The sequence below is a fragment of the Rheinheimera baltica genome, from assembly GCF_030731985.1.
Lineage (GTDB): Bacteria > Pseudomonadota > Gammaproteobacteria > Enterobacterales > Alteromonadaceae > Alishewanella > Alishewanella baltica.
In genome coordinates this window covers 78,333-100,751 of sequence record NZ_JAPJDY010000005.1, presented here as the reverse complement: position 1 = coordinate 100,751, position 22,419 = coordinate 78,333, and the positions used below count along the sequence as shown (strand labels likewise).

11 protein-coding genes are annotated in these 22,419 nt (G+C 48.6%); all 11 read left to right on the top strand.

Annotated features, from left to right (window positions below):
- The first annotated feature begins 97 nt into the window (after positions 1-97).
- The 11 genes from ORJ00_RS09870 to ORJ00_RS09820 are packed head-to-tail and all read left to right on the top strand — an operon-like array spanning position 98 to position 22,265.
- On the top strand, positions 98-3,352 hold the full coding sequence (locus ORJ00_RS09870) for a glycosyltransferase (RefSeq protein ID WP_306139728.1): 3,255 nt from the start codon (positions 98-100) through the stop codon (positions 3,350-3,352).
- A 27-nt stretch (positions 3,353-3,379) separates the two neighbouring features.
- The gene (gene wecC / locus ORJ00_RS09865) at positions 3,380-4,642 is read left to right on the top strand and encodes a UDP-N-acetyl-D-mannosamine dehydrogenase (protein WP_306139727.1); all 1,263 of its coding nucleotides are present in this window, start codon (positions 3,380-3,382) and stop codon (positions 4,640-4,642) included.
- 12 nt (positions 4,643-4,654) lie between these two features.
- A complete protein-coding gene (locus ORJ00_RS09860; RefSeq protein WP_306139726.1) occupies positions 4,655-9,709 on the top strand; it encodes a glycosyltransferase in 5,055 nt (1,684 codons plus the stop codon).
- Positions 9,702-11,969 (top strand): CgeB family protein, encoded by a 2,268-nt coding sequence (locus ORJ00_RS09855; RefSeq protein ID WP_306139725.1) that lies wholly within the window; start codon positions 9,702-9,704, stop codon positions 11,967-11,969. The genes ORJ00_RS09860 and ORJ00_RS09855 overlap by 8 nt, the downstream gene beginning before the upstream one ends.
- Positions 11,970-11,978: 9 nt before the next feature.
- Complete coding sequence (locus ORJ00_RS09850; protein ID WP_306139724.1) at positions 11,979-13,946, top strand: glycosyltransferase; 1,968 nt, start codon at positions 11,979-11,981, stop codon at positions 13,944-13,946.
- Between the two features lie 3 nt (positions 13,947-13,949).
- Positions 13,950-15,584, top strand: a complete 1,635-nt coding sequence (locus tag ORJ00_RS09845) for a heparinase II/III domain-containing protein (protein WP_306139722.1) — start codon at positions 13,950-13,952, stop codon at positions 15,582-15,584.
- Positions 15,577-16,155, top strand: a complete 579-nt coding sequence (locus ORJ00_RS09840) for an LbetaH domain-containing protein (RefSeq protein WP_306139720.1) — start codon at positions 15,577-15,579, stop codon at positions 16,153-16,155. The genes ORJ00_RS09845 and ORJ00_RS09840 overlap by 8 nt, the downstream gene beginning before the upstream one ends.
- A gap of 34 nt (positions 16,156-16,189) precedes the next feature.
- The gene (locus ORJ00_RS09835; RefSeq protein ID WP_306139719.1) at positions 16,190-19,027 is read left to right on the top strand and encodes a glycosyltransferase; all 2,838 of its coding nucleotides are present in this window, start codon (positions 16,190-16,192) and stop codon (positions 19,025-19,027) included.
- Positions 19,024-19,824, top strand: coding sequence for an SGNH/GDSL hydrolase family protein (locus ORJ00_RS09830; protein ID WP_306139718.1), 801 nt, complete (start codon positions 19,024-19,026; stop codon positions 19,822-19,824). The genes ORJ00_RS09835 and ORJ00_RS09830 overlap by 4 nt, the downstream gene beginning before the upstream one ends.
- A 36-nt stretch (positions 19,825-19,860) precedes the next feature.
- A complete protein-coding gene (locus ORJ00_RS09825) occupies positions 19,861-21,156 on the top strand; it encodes an alginate O-acetyltransferase AlgX-related protein (protein ID WP_306139717.1) in 1,296 nt (431 codons plus the stop codon).
- A 2-nt stretch (positions 21,157-21,158) separates the two neighbouring features.
- The gene (locus ORJ00_RS09820) at positions 21,159-22,265 is read left to right on the top strand and encodes a DegT/DnrJ/EryC1/StrS family aminotransferase (RefSeq protein ID WP_306139716.1); all 1,107 of its coding nucleotides are present in this window, start codon (positions 21,159-21,161) and stop codon (positions 22,263-22,265) included.
- Positions 22,266-22,419: the final 154 nt, after the last annotated feature.

Here is a 22,419-nt window from a genome sequence, read left to right as displayed (position 1 = left end):
GCAACTGCTGAGCGTTAAAAATGGTCGTCGCGTTGAACTGTTAGTGGGTTTTCTATTATGATGCCCAAACTATTTTTTTGTCACTCCTAAGGCTGTAATGTCAAAACCATCTGACAAGGCGCCAGTGCAATGGTTGGCCCTTGTGCTAAGCCCTCAAGCCAGCAGCACTGCTGCTGTTGCTTTAGCAGCCCAGGCTAAAGCAGATGGGCTAAGTGTGTTGTTGACAGGGTGCAGCGTAACGCAAGTTTTTGCGGATACCGACATGCTGGCTGCACTTAAAGCCGGGGTGTTTGAGCGCGTGCTAATTAGCACGGCAGAGCACTTATTGGTGACAGATGCGCTGGATGCGGTGAAGTGTTTACCTAATGGCATTGTCTGGTTAACGTTATTACAGCCCGGAAGCGATATTGCCGCATTGCAAGCTTGTTGGCAGCAAGCCCAGGCACCAGACAGCGTGCTGTCATCCGGTGATATAACCTCTTGTGCCAATTCGAAGATGGCCGTAGCCGCGACCGCCAGTTTCCGCAGCCGCACCTTACCCGCCTTTTGTTTGCCCGGCGCTATGTTACCGGCTTTGATAGCTGGACAAGCCCGCGCCGACAATGTGGCAGTAAGTGCCAACGCACAAATAGCGCCGACGCTAACGCAGCAGGCATTGTTTGTCAGTGCCGCCGGTGTGCAGCGTTTTGGCGGCTTAGACACCTTTTTAACCTTGCCGTTTTATCAGGGCGATATGTTGCAGGGCAGTATTGCGCGCTGTTGGCAGTTAACTGCAGGGGCTGACATTGATATTGACGCCGGCATACTGCCGGTTAGTTTACGTTGCGATGATGGCAGCACGGTGTTGTTTGATTTATTGCCCGCGCAGCAGGCTGATAGCCAGCATTGGCACCAATTAGCCGTGCCGCGAATGTTGCTAAGCCTGCGTCTTTTGCCAGCGGGTGCCTGGCAGCTGCCGCAGCAAACCGGTGTCGCGGTGTTTGCCATGTCGCTTTACAATAAGGCCGCGTATTTACACCAGGCGGTGTACAGCGTGGCAATGCAAACCTATAGCCAGGTTGCACTGCATATTATTGATGATGCTAGTGTTGATGGCTCTGTGCTGCGGTTACAGCAATTTCAAGCACTTGCTCCCACTAGTTTGCCTATACGCGTTGAAAACAGCGGTGGTGGTGTAGGCACTTATGTTATTCGTAACCGTATTATTAAGCATTGGCAGGACCATGCCAGCTATTATTTGGTGCAGGATGCCGATGATATTAGTAGCAGCTGTCGGGCATTATTTCAGGTGGCGCAGCTTCAGCAACACCCGGCTTTTGATGTGTGTATTGCAGATATGGTGCGTATTGACAGCGCCGGACAGCTATTTAGTTTAGAGGGCTTGTCTGAGCGTTATGGTTCGGCAACGTTATGTGCTCCCATCACGCTGCATCAGAAGCTGGGATACTATGAAAACCTGTGCAAAAACGCCGATAGTGAGTTTATTGACCGCTTAAAGTCAGTGTATGGCAGAAGTGCGGCGCCCTGGTATCGTTACCCGGTGTTGTATCAGCGTTATGATGGCAATAATTTAACCGCCGATATTTACCAACAGAATGGCAATCAGTTACAGGCTAACCACGGTGTGCGTAGTTGGCATAAGCAGTTATATCAACAAAAGCATGCGTTGCTAAACGCAGCGACTGTAGCGCAGCATTATCAGGCTGATCAGGCCCCTGATACCGATTACCAGCTGTTATTATCGGGTTTTGTTCCGCCTGTTTTTAAGCGCCCTGCGTCGTTGTCGGCTGCGGCATTAGCGTTGCTGTTTAACCAAGCCAGTGCTGCTGGAATAATGTTTACCTTAGCTGATACTGCATTTCAACTAAATGCAGAGCTTGCTGCGGGTAAACATCAATACTTATATGCCACACAGATGCTATTAGCGTCGAATTTACGGCCGCAGCAAACTGATGAGCATAGCGATGCTGCATTACCGGTGTTTGTTGATGCCGATTTTAGCGATAATGTGTTGCTGGTGCTGCTTTATCTTGATGCAGAGGGTAACCGGCTGGGGCATGAGTTCTTTGCGCCGGCAACCAATTTAACCCTGCACTTACCGGCAAAATGTAGCACGATTAAATTAGGCTGGCGTTGCAGTGGTAAGGTAGCGATCACGCTCAATGCACTGCGTTTTTCGCATCAGGCGGTAGATGCCATAATGCCCAAGCCGGCCAGCGACTACTTGCTGATCACTAACCATTACCCGTCGGATGATTCGTTGTATCGCAATGCCTTTGTTCATAGCCGGGTAAAGGGCTATGCGGCCCGGGGCGTAAAGGTTGACGTGTTTCGTAGCCGGCCAAATGCACCGCTAAGCGTGCATCAGTTTGACGGCGTTAATGTAACAACCGGCTGCCCCAGTTTATTGTTGCCAGCGCTGCGCGACGGGCAATATAAACATGTGCTGGTACACTTTTTAGATAATGCCATGTGGCGCACCTTACAACAGGTTGTGGCAAAGGTACCTGTAACCGTGTGGCTGCACGGTGCTGAAATACACAGCGCAGAGCGGCGCAAGTATAATTACCCCGATGAGGCCAGTTTTGCCAAGGCGCAAGCGCAAAGTGAACAGCGACTGCAATTTTGGCGCAGTGTGTTGCAACCTTGCCCTCCTTTACTGAAGCTTATTTTTGTTTCGCAGCATTTTGCCGATGAGGTGATGGCTGATTTGGCGTTGCCCACGCCATTGCCCAGCACACAGTATCAGATACTGCCAAACCCAATTGATACCCACTTATTTCAGTATCAGCCTAAGCAGTTAGGTGATAGGAAGAAAATCCTTGTTCTGCGTCCGTTCAGCTCGGCGCAGTATGCTAATGACCTTGCGGTTGCGGCGCTGGTGATGTTAAGCCAACAACCCGGGTTTGATCAGTTTGATATTGCCGTAATGGGTGACGGCCCGCAATTTGAGGCGATTACAGCACCCTTAGTGGAGCTGAAAAACGTGAAATTGCAACGTGGTTTTTTAACCCAGCAGCAAATTGCGGCCGAGCATAAACAATACGGTGTATTTTTATGCCCAACCCGTTGGGACAGCCAGGGCGTGTCACGTGACGAAGCGATGTCGTCGGGGCTGGTAGCGGTAACAAACCGGATAGCGGCGGTGCCGGAGTTTTGCGACGATAAAAACGCCATGTTATGTCAGCCCGAATCGGCTGAGGCATTGGCAGCGGCGTTAATGCAGTTGTACAACGACCCTGCGCTATTTTTACGTTTGTCAGAACAGGCTGCCAACCGTGTTGCTGAACGCAGCACTGCACTGATCATTCATCAGGAATTGTCACTGTTTACTGCTGTGACTAAACAATAATTTGCTTATTTTTGCATGGAGAATTGCATGACAATTTCAACGCTGTCGGTTATTGGTTTGGGCTACATAGGTCTGCCCACCGCAGCCGTGTTTGCTTCGCGTAAGATAAAAGTCATTGGTGTTGATGTTAATCAAAAGGCGGTTGATACCATTAACCGTGGTGAAATTCATATTGTTGAACCCGATTTAGATATCGTGGTGCGCTCTGTTGTCAGCGATGGTTATTTAAAGGCGACCTTAATACCAGAGCCTGCTGATGCTTTTATTGTGGCAGTACCTACGCCATTTAAAGACGACCATGCGGCCGATTTACGTTATATAGAGGCGGCGTGTAAGGCTATTGCGCCGGTGTTGGCCAAAGGTAACCTGGTTATTTTGGAGTCAACCTCGCCGGTGGGCGCCACTGAACAAATGGCGCAGTGGTTAGCGGATGCACGGCCTGATTTATCTTTCCCGCAAAGCGAAGGTGAAGCGTCAGATATTCGCGTTGCGCATTGCCCTGAGCGTGTATTGCCAGGCCATGTGCTACGAGAGCTGGTGCAAAACGATCGCGTTATTGGGGGAATGACAGCCGCATGCTCGGCAGCGGCCGTTGCGCTATACAAAGTGTTTGTTAAAGGTGAGTGTGTTATTACCAATGCCCGCACGGCAGAAATGGCCAAACTGACAGAAAATAGCTTTCGCGATGTTAATATTGCCTTTGCCAATGAGCTGTCAATGATTTGCGACAAGCTTGATATCAATGTATGGGAGCTTATTGCCCTGGCTAACCGTCATCCACGGGTGAATATTTTGCAACCCGGTGCCGGTGTTGGCGGCCATTGTATCGCAGTAGATCCATGGTTTATTGTTGATTCTTGCCCGGACTACGCCCGTATTATTCGTATGGCACGTGAAGTGAATGACAGTAAGCCAGATTGGGTGTTGGATAAAGTTAAACAGCAGCTGGATGCCTGGCACAAAGCGAACCCGGATGCGGGCCGCAAGCAGGCAAAAGTAGCGGTATTAGGTTTGGCGTTTAAACCGGATATTGATGACTTACGTGAAAGTCCGGCGCTGGATATTGCCATAGCGCTGGCGGAATTAGGCTGTCAGCTGCTGGTTGCCGAGCCCAATATTGATACTTTACCTGCTGCACTATCACAACCTGACGTTGCACTAACCGATGTTCGCAGTGTATTAGATGCTGATATTATTTGTGTGCTGGTTCGCCACAGTGCGTTTACTGCGATAACTGCTGAACTTGCCAGCCACAGTGCGGTAGTGGATGCAGTGGGCTTGTTGCGTTAAGGATATAGTGTTATGACAACAGCGGTTGTGCAACCATTGGCTTCCATTTCTCGCCGGGTGATCTTGTTGGCTAATCACTCGGTGACGAGTTCATCAGTGGCGGATGGCTATGCCACATTTGTGCATACCGCCGCTAAGCAATGGCATGCCGTTGGCGTAGATGTTGTCGTATTTGACTGCTTTGGCCCTGTTTCAACAGATAAAGAGCCAATACAAGATGGCATTTATTACTTACAACTGGGTTTAACCCCGCAAGCAGGTAACGCTCTGGCGGATACGCTGGCGCAAACGCTTAGTTTGTATAAACCGACCCTGTTAGTGACTTGCTTGCCAGAATACCTTTTGAACGCCGCTAGCCAGGTTGCCGCCACACTTGGGTTACCCTTAGTGGCTGATTTACGCTGTTATAACGAGGCTACACTGCCAGCGCTTCCCGCTGAATTATTGTCTGATTACACCCTCGTGTTAAGCAACAACGTTATATCAGGTTTACCTCAGGTTATTGATTGGCCATTAACCCAGCCTGAGTTGGCGGCGGAACTAGCGCCGTTAATCGGTGTGGGGACTATACAAAGCCGGATAAACCCACAGCAGCTAAAACTAAGCCGGGTGTTGCAACAGCAACAACAACAGGCGGAGCCTATATTGCCGGTTGGCGATAATCCGGATAGCTGGATACCGGTTGACGACAGTACTGATTGGCAGACGTTTACGCTGGCGGCGTTAAGCACCGTTGCTATTCATGGCGCTGTGCGTTACGAAGCAACGGGTAATGAAATGGGCCGTAAAGCGGTACTGTTGATAAAACTGTGCAACAGCCAGGGTGAGCGTTTAAAGACGCCTTGTGCGGGGCTAAGTTGGTCTGAAGTGTTTGACAGCCATTTTGTTTATTTACCCGATAGCCAAAGCAAAGATAAACAAATTGTGTCCTGGGTGTTGCCGGATAGCTGTGTGTCGGTAGCGCTGTGTGTTCGTGGTTTCTACTTAAAGGCGCCCGCTAAGGTGTATCTGCAGCAGATGCGGTTATACCAGGATAATAAACAAGCATTGTTGCTTGAGCAGTGGAATTACATTAACCATTATTTTTACAATAAAGGTGAAGTGACCTTTGTTCGCTCCAGGCTGGAACGCTTATTACAACAAGCCTGCACCCCTGAGCAACTGCGCTTGGGGCAACAGGTGCGCGGCTTGTACCAGGTTAAGCAGGGTATAACTATTCCTAAACGCCAACCGGATGCCTTGTATACACCGCGTGCCAATACGGTGTTGTATTGTTTACATCAGTCTTTGCCCTATGTCACAAACGGTTATGCCACGCGCTCACATGGTATTGCGACGGGGTTAGCTGGCGCAGGGTGGCAGGTTAATGTCGCGACACGCCCCGGCTTCCCCTGGGATACGCAAGACATTATGGCGGCGGCAAGCTATCACAAACAACACATAGATGGAATTTGCTACACCGCCTATAATGGCAGCCATTTAGAAGACGTTGGCCTGGCAAGTTATATTGCTATTACCGCTGATCATTTTTGCCGAGAAGCGCAGCACAGCCGTGCCGGGCTTATTATCGCGGCATCAAATCATGTTACTGCTATACCGGCCCTTATTGCGGCCAGACGCTTGGGTATTCCATTTGTTTATGAACTGCGCGGCTTATGGCATCTGACGAAAGGCTCGTTACGCCCGGATTGGGCCAGTTCAGAGCGGTTTCAGTTAGAGCAGCAACTTGAACTTTTGGTAGCGGCTGAAGCGGATCATGTTTTTACGCTGACCGATGAGCTGAGTAAAGTGCTAACACAAGCGGGTGTGACTACACCGGTGAACTTAGCGCCTAACGCAGTAGATTGCAGCGTGTTTTATCCGCGTGAAGCGGACATCAACGTGCGTAAGCAACTGGACATAGCAGATGATGCATTAGTTATTGGTTATGCTGGCAGTGCAGTAGGCTATGAAGGCTTAGATGTGCTAATGGAAGCACTGGCCATTTTGGCTCGTCAGGGCGAAAACTTTGTCTTTGTATTGTTAGGCGATGGTGCCGTGTTGGAGCTGGTTAAACAGCAGGCGCAGCAGCTTAATATCACTGATTACTGCAGGTTTGCCGGGCGGGTAGCCTTTGCTGAGGTCGCCAACTATATTAGCAATATGGATGTTATGCCGATTCCACGGCGCAAAAGTGCGGTAACGGAAGTGGTGTCGGCACTTAAACCGCTAGAAGCCATGGCGATGGCGAAAACCCTGGTGTTATCTGATGTTTCTCCGCATTACGAGTTTGCCGGGGCGGTTAAGCAGATTTTAGATGAGGATACCGGGGTTAGGTTACATCAGCGTGCGGTGTTATGCCGTCATGATGACGCCAGATCGCTTGCCAGTGCGCTAAAGTATTGCCTTGCCGATAGTAGCCGTCGTGAAGCGCTTGGCGAAGCGGCTGTTAACTGGATACGCCAGCACCGCACGTGGCAGGCGGTAACACAGCAATACAGTGCTAGGATTCAGCCACTGCTACAACAACATAACGCAACGCCAAATAAGCCCGCCAATCGCAAACCGGTTATTGCGATAATAGCGGATGAGTTTAGTTTAACGGCGTTATCTGATGCGGCTGAGCTTATATGTGTTACGCCGCAAAACTGGCAACAGCAACTTAGCAACACCAAAGTTGATGCCTTATTGGTTGAATCGGCCTGGAATGGTAACAGCGGGCAGTGGCATCGGATGATAGGCCATTATGATGACACTAGCAGTGCCGCATTGCGTGACATGCTAACGTTTTGTCGTGCGCACCAGATCCCATCGTTGTTTTGGAATAAAGAAGATCCGGTACATTTTGACCGTTTTGCGGCAAATGCGGCTTTTTTTGATCATGTGTTTAGCTCCGATGCAGACTGCTTGCATCGTTACTTAAATTTAGCTGCCAGGGACATTAGTACCGTAAGTAGCATGGCGTTTTTTGCTTCGCCAGCCTTACATAACCCACTGCCTGCAAGCGTAGCCTGGCAAGATACTGTTGCTTATGGTGGCAGTTATTATGGCGAGCGATACGCGAAGCGCACCGCAGCGTTATTACCTTTGCTGCAAGCGGCGTCTGAGTGCGGGCTTACCTTGTATGATCGCCAACATGATAATCCCGCTTCGCCTTATCGTTTTCCTGATAATTTGGCGTCTCATGTACAAGGCGGCTTAAGTTACCCGCAAATGGTGCAAGCCTATAAAGCACACCCGGTGCACATTAATGTGAATTCTGTAGCCGACTCGCCAACTATGTTTTCCCGACGGGTGATGGAAATAGCTGCATCGGGTACACCGGTATTAAGTGCAAGCGGACAGGCTATGCAGGCCTATGCCGGTAAGGGCGTGTTTTTTGCGGATGACAATTCGCAGGCCAAGGCGGCGCTGCAAATTCTACAAAACCCAAGTGCTCGTTGGCATGCCGGGCTTGACGGTGTGCGCCAGGTGTATACGGCGCATACTGCGGCACATCGGCTATGCCTGATGTTGCGCACTGCCGGAATAAAACTGGCCGCTCCAACGCCACTGCCGGTATGGGTACTGGTACCTAACATGACGCTGCAGGCAGCACAAGCTCTGCTGATGCAAAGTGAGCAGCCACAATGTGTGCTTGCCGTTCAGTGGCAGGAGGCCGCCAAACAATTGCTGCAACAACAGGGTATTCAAACGGCTTTAGCCAAACCAATAGAGACTGCTACGCTGTTAATTGTGGCCAGAAACCCAGATGTTTTGTGTCAAGCTGAACAAAATGACTTGTTGGATTTGCAACTTAGCACGCTGTATTCGCTATACAGTACAGCCGCCTTTTGCCGTGACACCGAGCCTATGGCAGGCAGTTGGCCGGGGTTAACCACCTTGGTGGGCAAGCCCGATTTTAGTTTGACTGCGTTTAGTGCAAGCGCACAAATGTTGCAGCAAGCCGACGAACAAACGCTACTAACGCAGATTGCTAAAAGCAGTAAGCAGGGCACCTGTTTATTGATTAGAAAACCGGTTGGTAGCACAGCGTTATCCTTGCCAGGGCGCAAGAAAAACCTGTTAATTGCCGGGCATGATTTGAAATTTATTGCGCCATTTTACCCTGCCTTAGCGCAGGCCGGCTTTAACGTGTTAATTGATCAATGGCAAGGCCATCAACAACATGATGCTGAGCAAAGTCTGCAGTTATTAAAACAGGCCGACATTATATTTTGCGAATGGATGCTGGGTAATGCACTGTGGTATGCCAGGCACAAGGTACCGTCGCAGCGTTTATTTGGCCGGCTGCATTCGCAAGAATTGCGCTCAGAGTTATTTGCAAAGCTCAGGTTTAATGCTTTTGAACAGGTGTTTGTTGTGGCAGAACATATTCGCCAGCAGGCAATACAGTTAACACCAGATAGTGCTAAACGGACTACCGTGCTACATAACGCTGTTGATACGTCGCGGTTTGCGCCATTAGCACGTAAAGCGGGTGTTAATAAGGTTTTAGGCTTTGCTGGCGTGGTGCCAAAATCAAAGCGATTTGATCGGGCGCTGGATATTTTGGCTGAATTAAGAAAAACAGATGCCGATTATGTGCTGCGGGTTAAAGGTAAATTGCCGGCCGATTTTGCCTGGATGCAAGCACATCGCAAGGACGAAATGGCCTGGTTTGATAAGCAGTTTGCCCGCATTGAGCAATACCCCTTTTTACAGGGGGCTGTGCACTTTGATGGCCATGGCGATGATATGCCGCAGTGGTATCAGCAGTTGGATGTTATTCTCTCGACCAGTGATTTTGAGAGCTTCCACTATAGTGTGGCTGAAGGCGCAGCTTGTGGTTGTCAGCCTGTGGTCTTTAACTGGGAAGGGGCAACAACGTTGTATCCGGCAGCATGGTGTGTTGATGATGTAGCTTCGGCCTGTGCCCGCATCAAGCAGTTGTCATTACAGCCTGGTAAAGCTGAGCCACTTGATACAACGCAACAGCTGCATGATTGGATCCACCAGCATTATGCGCTGGAGAGTATTAGTTCGCGTTTAATCGCGTATTTACAAATAGAAGAGACACCTAAAGTGGTAGCGCCAAAGCATGTTTAACAGATCTCGAAAGTTGGTGCGTAAGTTAACGGGTAAACCGGACTTACGCCTGCCGCCACCGCACCCTGTGGCACGTTTAATGGAACAACAAGGGCAGTTTGATGCGAATTGGTATTTAGCGCACAACCCTGATGTTGCCGCCGATAAACGCTGGCGGCAGCAACCGGCGATGCATTATTTGCAATTTGGCGCTAAAGAAGGTCGCCAGCCGGTTGCGTGGTTTGATAGCCAGTATTATTTGCAATCCAATACCGATGTCGCCAAAAGCGGTGCTAATCCGTTTGTGCATTTTTTACAGCATGGCAGGGCTGAAGGGCGCAAACCGAATAATTTTCTATTAATAAATCAGTTGTCTGGCGCTGATGATATGCTCGCGCTAAACGATAAACAGCAGGTTAGCTTAACGCTGCCGTTATTTAATAAAACATCGCAGTTACAGTTAGCCCTGCGTTTGCACAGCGATGATGACAAAACCTGTGGTTTGCTGCTGGCCGAGCTGGTAGATGCCAAAGGCAAGGTGATGACGCTTACACACTGCGGTCCGCTGCGGTTTTCAACTGTTTTTGGTAAGTGGTATCGCTACGTGATGTCGGCCAGGCAACAAGATGATGTTTTTGTTATCCCGGTACCGCCTGCTGCCGCGTTGCTGCGTTTAACACTGCGCCCGTGGCAAGGTAAGCAAGTACGGGTGCGCAACGCGATTGTACCCAGCTGGTTACCAAACCCCGTGCGACCTTCGCTAAGCGCAGCGGCTGAAGTAGTGTCGCAGCTTAAAACGCCAGACCAGTTAAGGGTGGCATTGTTGGCGGATGAGTTTACCTACAACAGTTTTCGCGATGAGTTTAATGCAATTACCTTTACGCCGGATAACTGGCAGCAGGTGTTTGCTGCACAAAAACCAGAGCTCTTTTTCTGTGAATCGGCCTGGTCAGGAACTGATCCGCGTGTACGGCCATGGAAGGGCAAGGTGTATGCCAGTGAGAACTTTAAGCATGAAAACCGTCAGGTACTGTTAGAGATATTGGCTTACTGCAAGCAGCATAATATCCCCACGCTGTTTTGGAATAAAGAAGACCCAACACATTACACCGATCGCAAGCATGATTTTGTTAAAACGGCCGTGTTATTTGATTATGTATTTACCTCTGCAGCCGAATGCGTTGAGCACTATAAAACCGATTATGGTGTAAAGCATGCCTTTGCCTTGCCCTTTGCTACCAACCCACGGTTATTTAACCCGTTAACTGAAAGCGCGCGCAGCAATAAAGTGGTGTTTGCCGGTAGCTGGTATGCCAATCACGTAGCGCGCAGCGAAGTGATGGCGAAGGTACTGGACGGATTGATTGCAGAGGGCTTTGAGCCGGAAATTTATGACCGTTATTACGGCGACCCGGATCCGCTGCATAAGTGGCCTGAACAATATTTGCCTTATGTTAAACCGGGGCAGCCGCATGATCAGATGCCGTTGGTGTATAAATCGTCTGCACTGGGCTTAAATTTTAATACGGTTACTGAGTCCAGTACCATGTTTGCCCGCCGGGTGTTTGAGTTGATGTCGTCTAATACCTTGGTGGTGTCTAACTATGCTAAAGGCGTTGCCGACATGTTTGGTGAGCTTGTGGTATTTGCCGATCGTGAACCGAAGCGACTGGGCAGCTTAACCGCAGAGACCATTACGTCGCTACGCCGAAAGGCGCTGGACAACGTATTGGCCAACCATACCTACAGTGTGCGCTGGCGCTATATGCTTAACTGTATTGGTTATGCTACCGCAGCGGATAACACCAGTTTATTGTGGTGCGCGCCAGTTGATAGCCCATCTGAGGCTGAGCAGGCCATTAGTGTATTTGAACAACAGTTTGGCCGCGAACCACAAGCGCGCTTGTTGTTGCTCTGTACTGAAGCCTTTGCGGTGACAGAACTGGCTTCAATGTATCAGCGTTTTAACCGTTTTGGCATTAGTGTTAGCTCGGTACATTTTGCCCGGCACTATGCGCTGGAAGGGCGTTATCAGCCCGCGCAGGCAAGTAGCGTGTTAATAGCAAGACCTAAACAAATACCAACGTTGGACTGGTTAAACATGGCGCGGCATCATTTGGTGTATTTGAATGCGCACTTAGCAACACCGGCCAATAACGATATGGCGCTGCAACATGACACCTTGGCTGCTGATGCTGTACTGCTAATGCAGTCTGCGCAATGGCAAAACTGGCTGGATGCCTGGTTAACCGCACAGCCTATGGCTGTTTTTAGGCTGTAAGGACTTTTTATGCACATTTCTGTTATCGTGCCTTGCTATAACGCAGTGGGTAAAATTGAGCGCTGTTTAAGCTCGCTGCAGGCAATCGATTTTGCCGCTGAACAATTTGAAGTGATTTTTGTTGATGACTGTTCCAGTGATGGCACCCTGACATTGCTAAACCAGCAGGCTAAAACGCAGCCCAACTGGCGGGTGTTTCAACTGGCTAACAACTCAGGCTCACCCTCTGCACCGCGCAATAAAGGCCTGCTTGAGGCACGCGGTGACTATGTGTTTTTTCTCGACAGTGATGATGAAATTTTCCCCGATACGTTAAACACACATTATCAGCATGCGCTGCAAACCAATGCCTGTATTGTCCGGGGGTATTTGATAGCTGATACCGGCCGCGAGCAGCTGGAGATGAACAAAGTTCATAACTGGCAAGCCAACTTAACCAGACAGCAACGAATTGCCGCCATTATTGCCCACCAAAGCACCATACCCTGTAGCCTGATCAAGCGTAGCCTGTTGCAACAGCATACTATTACCTGGCCTGAAGCCCTGCGCATGGGCGAAGACAGTTATTTTCTGGCGCAGGTGTTAAGCGTGGCAGAGCAGGTAGAATACCTTTCTCACCCCACTTATATTTATAACCAGCGCCGCTCTTTTGTCGCTTCCAGTACACAGTCTTACGGTGCCCGTGAGTTGAGCAACCATTTAATTGTTTGGCAGGGCGTACAGCAGGCACTGGCTGGGGCAGGGGTAGATTACTTTGCATTACGATTGCAAAAAGGCTTGCAGGCAGTGCTGGCCAGTTTGATATTTCGTAATCGTTACGACATTGATGAAGCTTTGTTTTTACAGTTTGCCGATTTTATTGCGCAAAACTGGCCGCGTATTGCCACCTTTAATTATATTCCGCGTAACAGAGAGTTACTGCAAACGCTGTTAGAGCGGGACTTTACCGGTTTTTCTGCACTGTGTAAGCCGCGTTTGTTAATTGCAGGCTACGATTTAAAGTTTATCCGGCCGGTGCTGCCGGCATTGGCTAAATATTTTACGCTGGATGTGGATGAATGGCCGGGACATAACAGCCATGATGAAACCCTAAGCCGACAAAAGCTGAGCCAGGCCGATTATATTTGGTGCGAATGGCTGCTGGGTAATGTGGTGTGGTATAGCCAGCATAAAACACCACAGCAAAAATTAGTTTGCCGAATGCACCGCTTTGAATTAAGCCGGGAGTTTGGTGAGCAGCTTACCCTGTCAGGCGTGGATGCGATAACCGCGGTTTCAGTGTTGTTTTTCGAGCGTTTAATGGAGCGCTTCCCTGCCATACCTCGGCAAAAGGTGAGGTTGTTACCCAATTTTGTGGATGTGGCAGGCTATGAACAAGTGAGTTTTGCCGACAGCCGTTTTACCCTGGCGATGATAGGTTATGTGCCTGCCAAAAAAGGCCTGTTGCACGCCTTGCAGATTTTGGCTGAGCTGCGGCAAAAAGATAGCCGTTACCGGTTGAAGCTTTTTGGCAAGGCACCGGCAGATTTACCCTGGCTAAAAAATCACCCTGACGAACTGACGTATTTTGCCGATTGTGAACAACATATTCGCGACTTAGGCTTAACTGACGCCGTTGAACATGTTGGCTTTGCCGATATAAAAAAAGCGTTGGCGCAACATCAGGTGGGTTTTGTGCTGTCGGTTAGCGAGTCGATGCGTGAGCTGCCTGGTTTTGAAAGTTTCCACCTGGCAGTAGCCGATGCCTATGCAGCCGGCGCCGTTGGCTTGGTAAAGCATTGGACTGGCAGTGAATATGTCTATCCAGAGGTGCTAATTAGCAAGGATCAACAGGCATTAACACAGCGAATTTGGCAGCTAAGCCATGATGAAGCCGCATACCGTGAACTGCACCAGCAAGGCGTGAGCTTTATTACAAAACATTACTCTGCCAACCAGTTTGTGACAAAGGTTAGGCAATTATTTGATGAGATTTAATTGATGAGCTCGCCTTTACATCAAGCAATAAAAAGTGGTGCATTAAGAGATGGGGTAACACCTTATTCAAATGTTGAACCTCTTACTGCGGCTAAGCAGGTGTTGGAAAATAAATATGTGTTTCCTTATGTTGGTGAATTACCGGTATGGGCAAATGGCACGCTGCAATGGAAACCAGATTTTGGTAATAATCAGGCAAGCAAAGCGTTGTGGTTTTACTCTTTGGTGTTTATAGATTATCTGGTGAAGGCCGCAGTAGTAGAAAACAATGAACACTGTTGGCAAAAAGCGTTGCAGTTACATAAGTCCTATCAGCAGTGGCGCGAAGACGATCAAACCGCTACTGCATTTTTGTTTAAAGATGAGCATGCTGTGACTAATCGCGCTTGTGTGTTGTCTCAGTTGTTGCATGTTGTAACCCACCGGGTTGAACAAGGCGAGCCACTGCAGTTGTTGCAGCAACAATTACTGCAAGATTTAAGTGAACATGCTAATTGGCTAGAGCAAGACAAGCATTATGTCTTTAATAACCATGGCATTATGATGGACAGAGCGTTGCTAAACCTTGTTGTTCAGTTTAGGCAGCATGCCGTTGAATATTCTCGCTATCAAAGCGAGCAATGGCTAGTAAAAGCGCTGAGTCGCATTAAGATCATGTTAGATAGAACCTTTGATAATGGTGGGTGTTGCACTGAAAATAGCCCGTCTTATCACATGCTTAACCTTTCTTTGTTCGGTGCAATAAATTCATTTATCAATAAGCATGAATTGGTAGCTAAAGATAATGCTATTACAGCGGTGTTGAAAAAAGCGATAGCCGCGGCAGCATATCAGGTATATGAAGACGGCAGCTTGCCCTTAATTGGCGACTCTGAAACCAACGCCTCGGTTTTTGTCTCGGACACTTATCATAAAAATAAGTTTGGTGTTGGTTACTTCCCCGAAGCAGGTTTCTGTATTGTTAAACAGCCAGGTTTTCATTTTACCTTTAAATGTGGTGGCTCCTCCTTTTCTCATCGTCATAATGATGATACCAGCATTACACTGCGTGTAGATGGGCTCGATTTTATCTGTGATGGTGGCATGTATAGTTATGACAATAGTAATGACATCAGACGTTTCTTAACTTCTTATAAAGCGCATAGCGGTTTTTTTACCGAAAACTGCGCGAATGTAAGATATTCAAATTACGCTGCTGCGGATGAGCTAGCACGAATGAATACTATGGATAATCACGGAAAGATTATTCACATGAGTGGGGATAGCTTTTTGGATCCCAATGTTGGTTTGAAACGCCAAATTACGTTATTAGGTGAGCAGGAAAATCAATTTAACAAAGTGCTGTTGTGCGATAGGTTAAAAGCAGATCAGGCAGCGCAGTGGCGACTTCAGTTTTTATTGCATCCTGATGTCGTCGTAACGCAGGTTGGTGAACAAGTTAAGCTACAACGTCAGCATGTTTACCTGTTGCTTTCTTTTAACTCCACAAGCGCGGTGGCGTTAAATATTGAGCCAGGACACTATTCCGAACGTTATCAGCAAGTACAACCTTGTAAGGTACTTGTACTTACCGGGCTGGATCCAAAGCTGGAAATAAATACCCTGATAACAATACACCAAGGGCCCAAGCATGATTGAACAATGGTTGGGTAATTTGGATAAATTATTGACACACGATGTACCCGGTGGTTTTTCTATTTATCAGCACGCCAGAGCTGCTTACGTTGCTGGGGATATTGAAAAAGCTGAGAAGCTTAAACGACTTAATTATTTATTACATAATTCAGAAGTCCCATATACAGCGCAAATAGGTAAAAACTCCATTCTAGCTTATGGCGGGATTGGTATTATTTTGCACGCTCAAACCCGAATTGGCGAACGCTGTAATATCGGCTCGGGAGTTACTATTGGTGGCAGTGCTTCTGGGGTGCCAATTATAGGGCATGATGTTTATCTTTCTACGGGATGCAAGATACTTGGGGGCTTAAAGATTGGTGATGGTGCCATTATTGGTGCCAATGCTGTGGTATTGAATGATGTTAAGCCGTTTACCGTTGTAGCGGGTTTACCAGCAAAGCCGATATCGGATATTACACCTGAAAATTTTGACAAATATGCGGGTTTTTATTGGTGTAAAAATCAGCCGGAAAAAGTTGCCTTGTTTATCGACTGGTACTTCACCCAGAAAAGAGCTGAAATGCCCCGGTAAGACATGCATCTTTGCACAGGAATATAGTAACAACGTGAATTTTGATGAGTTATTTCAACCAGACTGGTACCTGAAAGCTTACCCCGACGTGGCGGATGCCGGCATTGACCCATTGCAGCACTACCTGAAACATGGCCGGTTTGAAAACCGTTGGCCATGTGATTTGCCGGCACTGCAGTTGGATGTCGCGTTATGGCAAGCCGAAGATGCTACTGCTAGCCTGGAAGCACTTAAGGCTTTGCTTGCGTCGCAGCAACCACTGCATAGCGCGCTTGCAGCCTGGGTGTTGGCACGATGGTATGGCAGTTTAGAGCGCTGGCAAGAGGTTTATCCGTTAATCGACACCATGTTGGATGACGCGGCAGCACTGACAATACTTGCAAACCAAGGTCCGTTTTTATTGGCGTTTTCTGCGGCTATCAACTGCAAGCAACCCGAGCGGGCATTGGCTTTACTTAAGCGTGAAGACTGGCCGAAAACCGCTGATAAAGCCCTTGCAGCGTCTATGTTGCAGCAAGGCGCTGATAAACTGCGCACCTTAAGTCAGGTGTTTGAACAACAGGGATTATTGGGCCTGGCCGATAACAGTGGGGCTTTGCTCAGCACGTTAAAAGCTGGCACCTTAAAAGCCACCACGTTGCCGGCTAAAATAAGCGATTTATGGCAACCCTTAGTCAGCGTCATTGTGCCGTGTTATAACGCGGCGGCAACCATTGGCTATGCCCTTGAGAGTCTGCTTCGGCAAAGCTGGCGCAAACTGCAAATAATTGTGGTTGATGATGCTTCAAGCGATAACTCAGCTGACATTGTGCAGCAGTATGCTGCTTTAGATAAGCGGATTACGTTGCTACGCCAGAGCCTGAATCAAGGCGCCTATGCTGTGCGTAATGTTGGTATGGCGGCAGCGAAAGGCCGTTTTATTACTGTGCATGACAGTGACGATTGGTCGCATCCGCAGAAAATTGCCCTGCAGGTAGCGGCGTTACAGGCTAACCGTAATGCCATGGCGTCTATTTCGCATTGGGTAAGATGTACCGAGACACTGCAGTTTGGCCACTGGCGTGTAGAGGACAGCTGGACCTACCGTAATACCTCATCCTTGTTATATCGGCGCCAGGTTGTTAAACAGCTGGGTTTTTGGGACAGTGTAAGCGTTGGCGCAGATACGGAATACATGCTGCGTACGTTAAAGCAGTTTGGTCAGCAGGCCGTGGTAGATGTAAAACCGGGCTTGCCGTTATCTTTTGGTTTGGCTGATGTAAAAAGCTTAACCCAAACTAAAGCCACTCACTTACGCACCCAGTATAGGGGCTTACGCCGCGATTATCGTGAAGCGGCAGAGAACTGGCATTCTTCTTTAGACTGCTCTCAAGGCCGCTCAGCAGAAAGTTCGACTGGCAGCAGCGCAAACACTTTGTATATGCCTGCCCGGTTAACGCAGCGGCCGTTTGCGGTGCCGCCACTAATGTGTCGTGGTAGTGATAGCGTGCAGCGGCATAACCTGATGTTGTTACTGCAAGCTAAAAAGGTGTTTGATGCCACCTGGTATCTGGCGCAATACCCGGATGTTGCCGCGGCAGGCGTGGATGCGCTGCAGCATTTTGTCAGCCATGGCGCGAGTGAAGGGCGTGACCCTATACCGGGCTTTAGCCTGTCGGCCTATGCACTGGCGCACCAAGTGCCGCTAAGCGAGGTGTTGTCGCACTGGTTAATGTCAACCCAACCGGTTAGCGGGCCAATATGGCTTAAACAGCAGGCAGCCGCTTTTGATAGGCCGCATATGGTGCTGGTAGCCCATGCTGCGGGCCACGAACTTTATGGGGCTGAGCGCAGTTTTATTGATGTGTTGCATCAGTTAAACCACCTTAACCTGACGCTTACCGTTGTGCTGCCAAGCGCGATAAATGCCGCTTATATTCAGCAACTTCTGCCGTTGTGTCAGCAACTTATTGTATTACCTTATGCCTGGTGGCGCGCGGATAAAGCACCATGCGAGCCAACCATTGCCGCCTTTCGCGCTTTATTGTTACAGTTAAAGCCGGATGTGCTCTACCAAAATACCAGTGTATTGCATGAACCGGTTGTGGCCGCAAAGCAGCTTGCGCTTCGCACTTTTATTCATGTGCGTGAAGTGGCGGATACCGATGCTGAACTGTGCCGTATATTAGGCGCCACTTCCAGCGAGCTTGCACAGCACGTGCGTGATTACGCTGATGTGATAATTGCCAACTCAGACGCGGTAGCACGCTTTGTGGCCTGCCCGGAACGCACCGTATTGCTGCCTAATGCGCTGTCGCCGACACTGGCGAATTGCCCGCCAAGGCCAAATGGTTCAAGGTTGCAACTGGGTATGATTAGCAGTAACAGTGCTAAAAAAGGCATTGTCGATTTTTTTGCTTTGGCACAACGTGCAGCCGATGAAGAGCTGGCAATTGATTTTGTGCTATACGGCCCGGATACACCGCTGTTGCAACAGCTATTGCAAAGTACAGCTAATATAGTGCAGTACCGTGGTTATGTTGAACACCCTGAGCAAGCGCTGGCTCAATTGGATGCAGTAGTCAATTTATCGCAGGTGGCGGAGTCGTTTGGCCGAACGGTATTAGAAGCCTTAGCCTGCAAACGTTTGGTGCTGGCGTATCGACATGGCGCGTTAGCGCATTGGTTGCCGACTACCTGCTGCGTTTTGGCTGAGGTAGGAGATTGGCAAGCGCTGCTGGCGCAACTCAACGTGTTGTTAACTGAGCCTGTGCGACTGCAAAACATGTTAGAAGAAGGCGCCGATTTTGCCTGGCTACACTATGCACATACCAAAACAATCCCTATCTGGCGGCAATTGCTGTCAGCAGTAACACGAGAGCATGATAAATGACTAAGCTGCCCACTATTTCCATTTTTGCCATGTTAGCCATGTTAGCTTTTTTAACCGGCTGTGGTGCTGGCGAGGATGATACTGGCGAGGGTAAAACTGTCATGGGCTTGGTATCACAGAATACGCTGGCAGGTTGTGGTGAGATACAATATTTATCTCCAGAGCCAGCCGCTGTATTACCCGATAATTTTCGTACCGTGATTATGGGCTCGTCCTCTGCAGCGGGCGCGGGTGCAAGTTCGCCGTCATTAAGTTGGGCCGGGCAATATGCCGCCTGGCAGCAACAAAGCAACAGAACTACCGTGAACCTTGCTAAAGGGGGACACACCACTTATCATGCGCTCCCTGAGTATTGCCAGCCGGCAGAGTCGCGCGCGCAACCAGATATAGCGCACAATATTAGCCGGGTATTGGCAGAGCAACCAGATTTAGTTTTAATTGCGTATCCCAGTAACGATGCGGCCTTGGGCTGGGCTGCCACAGAAAGTGTTAGCAATATTATGTTACTGCGCACTTTACTTGCAGAGGCGGGTGTTGCCAGTGTGGTGCTGTCGGCCAAGCCGCGTAATATGTCTGCGGCGGCGATTACACGCTTGCAGCAGTTTGATATGTTGCTAAGCAAGGAAGTGAAAGACTGCGTGGTACCGTTATTTGATATTTTACAATTAGACCAGCGTTTAAACCCGGCCCTTGATTCAGGCGACGGTGTGCATGTTAATGACGAAGGCCATGTACTGATTTTTAATGCCTTGCGTGACATGCTGACACAGGGACGCTGTGTAGTGCTACCAGAGTAATAGAATTTGACCAGTTATAATCTTCAAACAAAGCACTTGAGAGCCAGTGCACCCGGTATTTTACGCTGGTGTCTTGATTTTCCCAAGCCTGAAGCTGCAATAAGCCTGCAACAGCTAACCGATGGGCTGTTATTTCAGGGCTGGTTGTTATTGCAAGATGGCGTTAAAAAGGCACAAATGTATGTGCGTCATGGCGAGCATTTAGCCACTGCAGAGCTTAGTGTGTGCCGCCCGGATGTTATTGAAAAGGTTTTGCAACAGCCCGCGGTTGGGCATATGCAGCTGCAATGTGGTTTTAGCCAACGTTTGGCGTTGTGCGCTGATCACGCTGTAGTAGGTTTTATCATTGATGGACAGCAATTTGACTTTGTTGATATTCGTATTGAAAGTACGATGAAGGTGCTACAAGGCACTTTTCCGTGGTTGTTTCTTGATAATGATACTAACCAAAGCGTGGCACAATTTACCGGTAAGCTCACCCTGTGCGGCCAAACGCTGAATGATTGGAAGCAGTATTTGGATGCGCTAGCAACGTTACAGCAACAGGGGCGCAAGTTGGCTGCCTTGATTGCGCCGACCAAAGAAATGGTTTACCCGCAGTATTATCCGCATACGCCGGCGCAAAATACGCCGGTGCAGCAATTGCGAGAGCATGTGGGGGCCAGCGCCATTTTGTTGTATCCTGCAGCAGAGCTCGCTTGCGCAGACCAGCGCAGTTTTCGTTACACCGATACGCACTGGACCCATCATGCTGCGATGCAGGTGAGTGTATTATTGGCAGTACAATTAGGCTTAGATGTGACTGCGGTTAATGCCTGCTTTGCTAACGATCAATACGTTGAACGCAGTGTCTGTGGTGATTTAGGCAATAAACTGTTCCCGCCACGCGAGGCACCGGAGCAGTTGTTATGCAGCTTTAATTACAAACAATATTTGCGTTATGATAATGGCTTGCCTAATTTTGGCCGGGTGATGTTATATGAAAATGACAATGCATTATCCCCGCAGCATTGCTTAATCTTTGGTGCGTCGTCCTCATACAGTATGTTAAATTATCTTGTTAGGCTATATGCCAAAATTAGCATTGTGCATACTGCGGGTAATGTTGACCCTGATGTAATCGCAGCCATAGTACCTGATAGCATTATTTGTCAGACCAATGAACGTTTTATTGTGCGGGCACCCGTGGCGCATTATTCGCTAGCTAATACCATACAAGAAAAGTTAGCGGATATGACGGCGGCTAGTGCATCCGAGTTGAAACTGGCTTCTGCGTCCAAAAGCGGTGCGACGCACCATAGCTATTTCCACGCATTATTATCAAAGGGATAAACATGACCAAACCCTTATATGTTACCCGGCCAGATCTACCTGAGCTGGAAACGTTTTTGCCTTATTTACAACAAATTTGGCAAAGTGGTGTGTTAACTAATAATGGTCCCTTTCATCAGCAGCTGGAACAGGCACTGCAAGACTATCTGGGTGTTGACTATATCAGTGTGTTTAACAATGGCACCAATGCGTTATTGGTGGCGTTACAGGCACTGGAGTTAAAAGGCGAGGTCATTACCACACCGTTTACGTTTTTGGCGACCACCAGCTCGCTTATTTGGCAGGGTTTAACGCCGGTATTTGTCGACATAGACCCTGTTAGCCTTAATTTAGACCCCAACGCTATAGTGGCAGCCATTACCGATAAGACCTGCGCCATTATGCCGGTGCATTGTTATGGTAATCCGTGCGATACCTCAGCCATTCGAGCGGTAGCACAGCAGCATGGCTTAAAAGTTATTTATGATGCAGCGCATGCCTTTGGCGTAAAACACCAGGGCCAGAGTGTACTGCAACAGGGCGATTTAGCCGTGTTGAGCTTTCATGCCACTAAGGTATTTAATACCATTGAGGGTGGCGCTGTAATTTGCCACAGTGCGCAGATGAAGCAGAAAATTGATCGGCTGAAAAACTTTGGTATCGTTAACGAATTTAAAGCTGAAGCGGCCGGTATTAACGGCAAAATGAATGAACTTCAGGCCGCGTTTGGCTTGGCTCAGCTGCCGGGTTTAGCCGGTGCGTTACAGCGGCGCGCTAAGGTACATCAATATTACTGTGATGCATTAGCACGAATACCTGGCTTGCAGTGTGTGCCACTGTTGGCCGATGGGGCACCAAACTATGCTTACTTTCCAATTTTAGTAACTGATGAATTTGGCATGAGTTGCAAGGCGTTATATGAAGCGTTAAAAGCAAAGAGTATTTTTGCCAGACGATATTTTTACCCGTTAACGCCGGTATTGTTAGATATGGATATTGATGAAAGTTGTTATCCGGTTGCTGCCGACGCTGCAGAGCGCGTGTTGTGTTTACCCATGTCAGGGAGTTTAACGCAAGCAGAACAAGATTTAGTCATTAACGCCATTATTGAGGTTTGTGGAAAGGATTAATGCATATTTTTTTATCTTGTATTAGGCAATACGGCATAATGGCCCTTAGTGCTATTTTGAATATTCATTCCCAGCGAGTGCAGTTTCACGGCAGTTGGGTAACAATGTTTAATCAAATGCATATTGGTTTGTTACACACAACGTTAACGCAGAG

Coding starts and splice junctions, on each gene's coding strand:
- ORJ00_RS09860 (WP_306139726.1), top strand. CDS start 4,655: ATGACAACAGCGGTTGTGCAACCATTGGCTTCCATTTCTCGCCGGGTG.
- ORJ00_RS09830 (WP_306139718.1), top strand. CDS start 19,024: ATGACTAAGCTGCCCACTATTTCCATTTTTGCCATGTTAGCCATGTTA.
- ORJ00_RS09870 (WP_306139728.1), top strand. CDS start 98: ATGTCAAAACCATCTGACAAGGCGCCAGTGCAATGGTTGGCCCTTGTG.
- ORJ00_RS09845 (WP_306139722.1), top strand. CDS start 13,950: ATGAGCTCGCCTTTACATCAAGCAATAAAAAGTGGTGCATTAAGAGAT.
- ORJ00_RS09840 (WP_306139720.1), top strand. CDS start 15,577: ATGATTGAACAATGGTTGGGTAATTTGGATAAATTATTGACACACGAT.
- ORJ00_RS09850 (WP_306139724.1), top strand. CDS start 11,979: ATGCACATTTCTGTTATCGTGCCTTGCTATAACGCAGTGGGTAAAATT.
- wecC (WP_306139727.1), top strand. CDS start 3,380: ATGACAATTTCAACGCTGTCGGTTATTGGTTTGGGCTACATAGGTCTG.
- ORJ00_RS09855 (WP_306139725.1), top strand. CDS start 9,702: ATGTTTAACAGATCTCGAAAGTTGGTGCGTAAGTTAACGGGTAAACCG.
- ORJ00_RS09820 (WP_306139716.1), top strand. CDS start 21,159: ATGACCAAACCCTTATATGTTACCCGGCCAGATCTACCTGAGCTGGAA.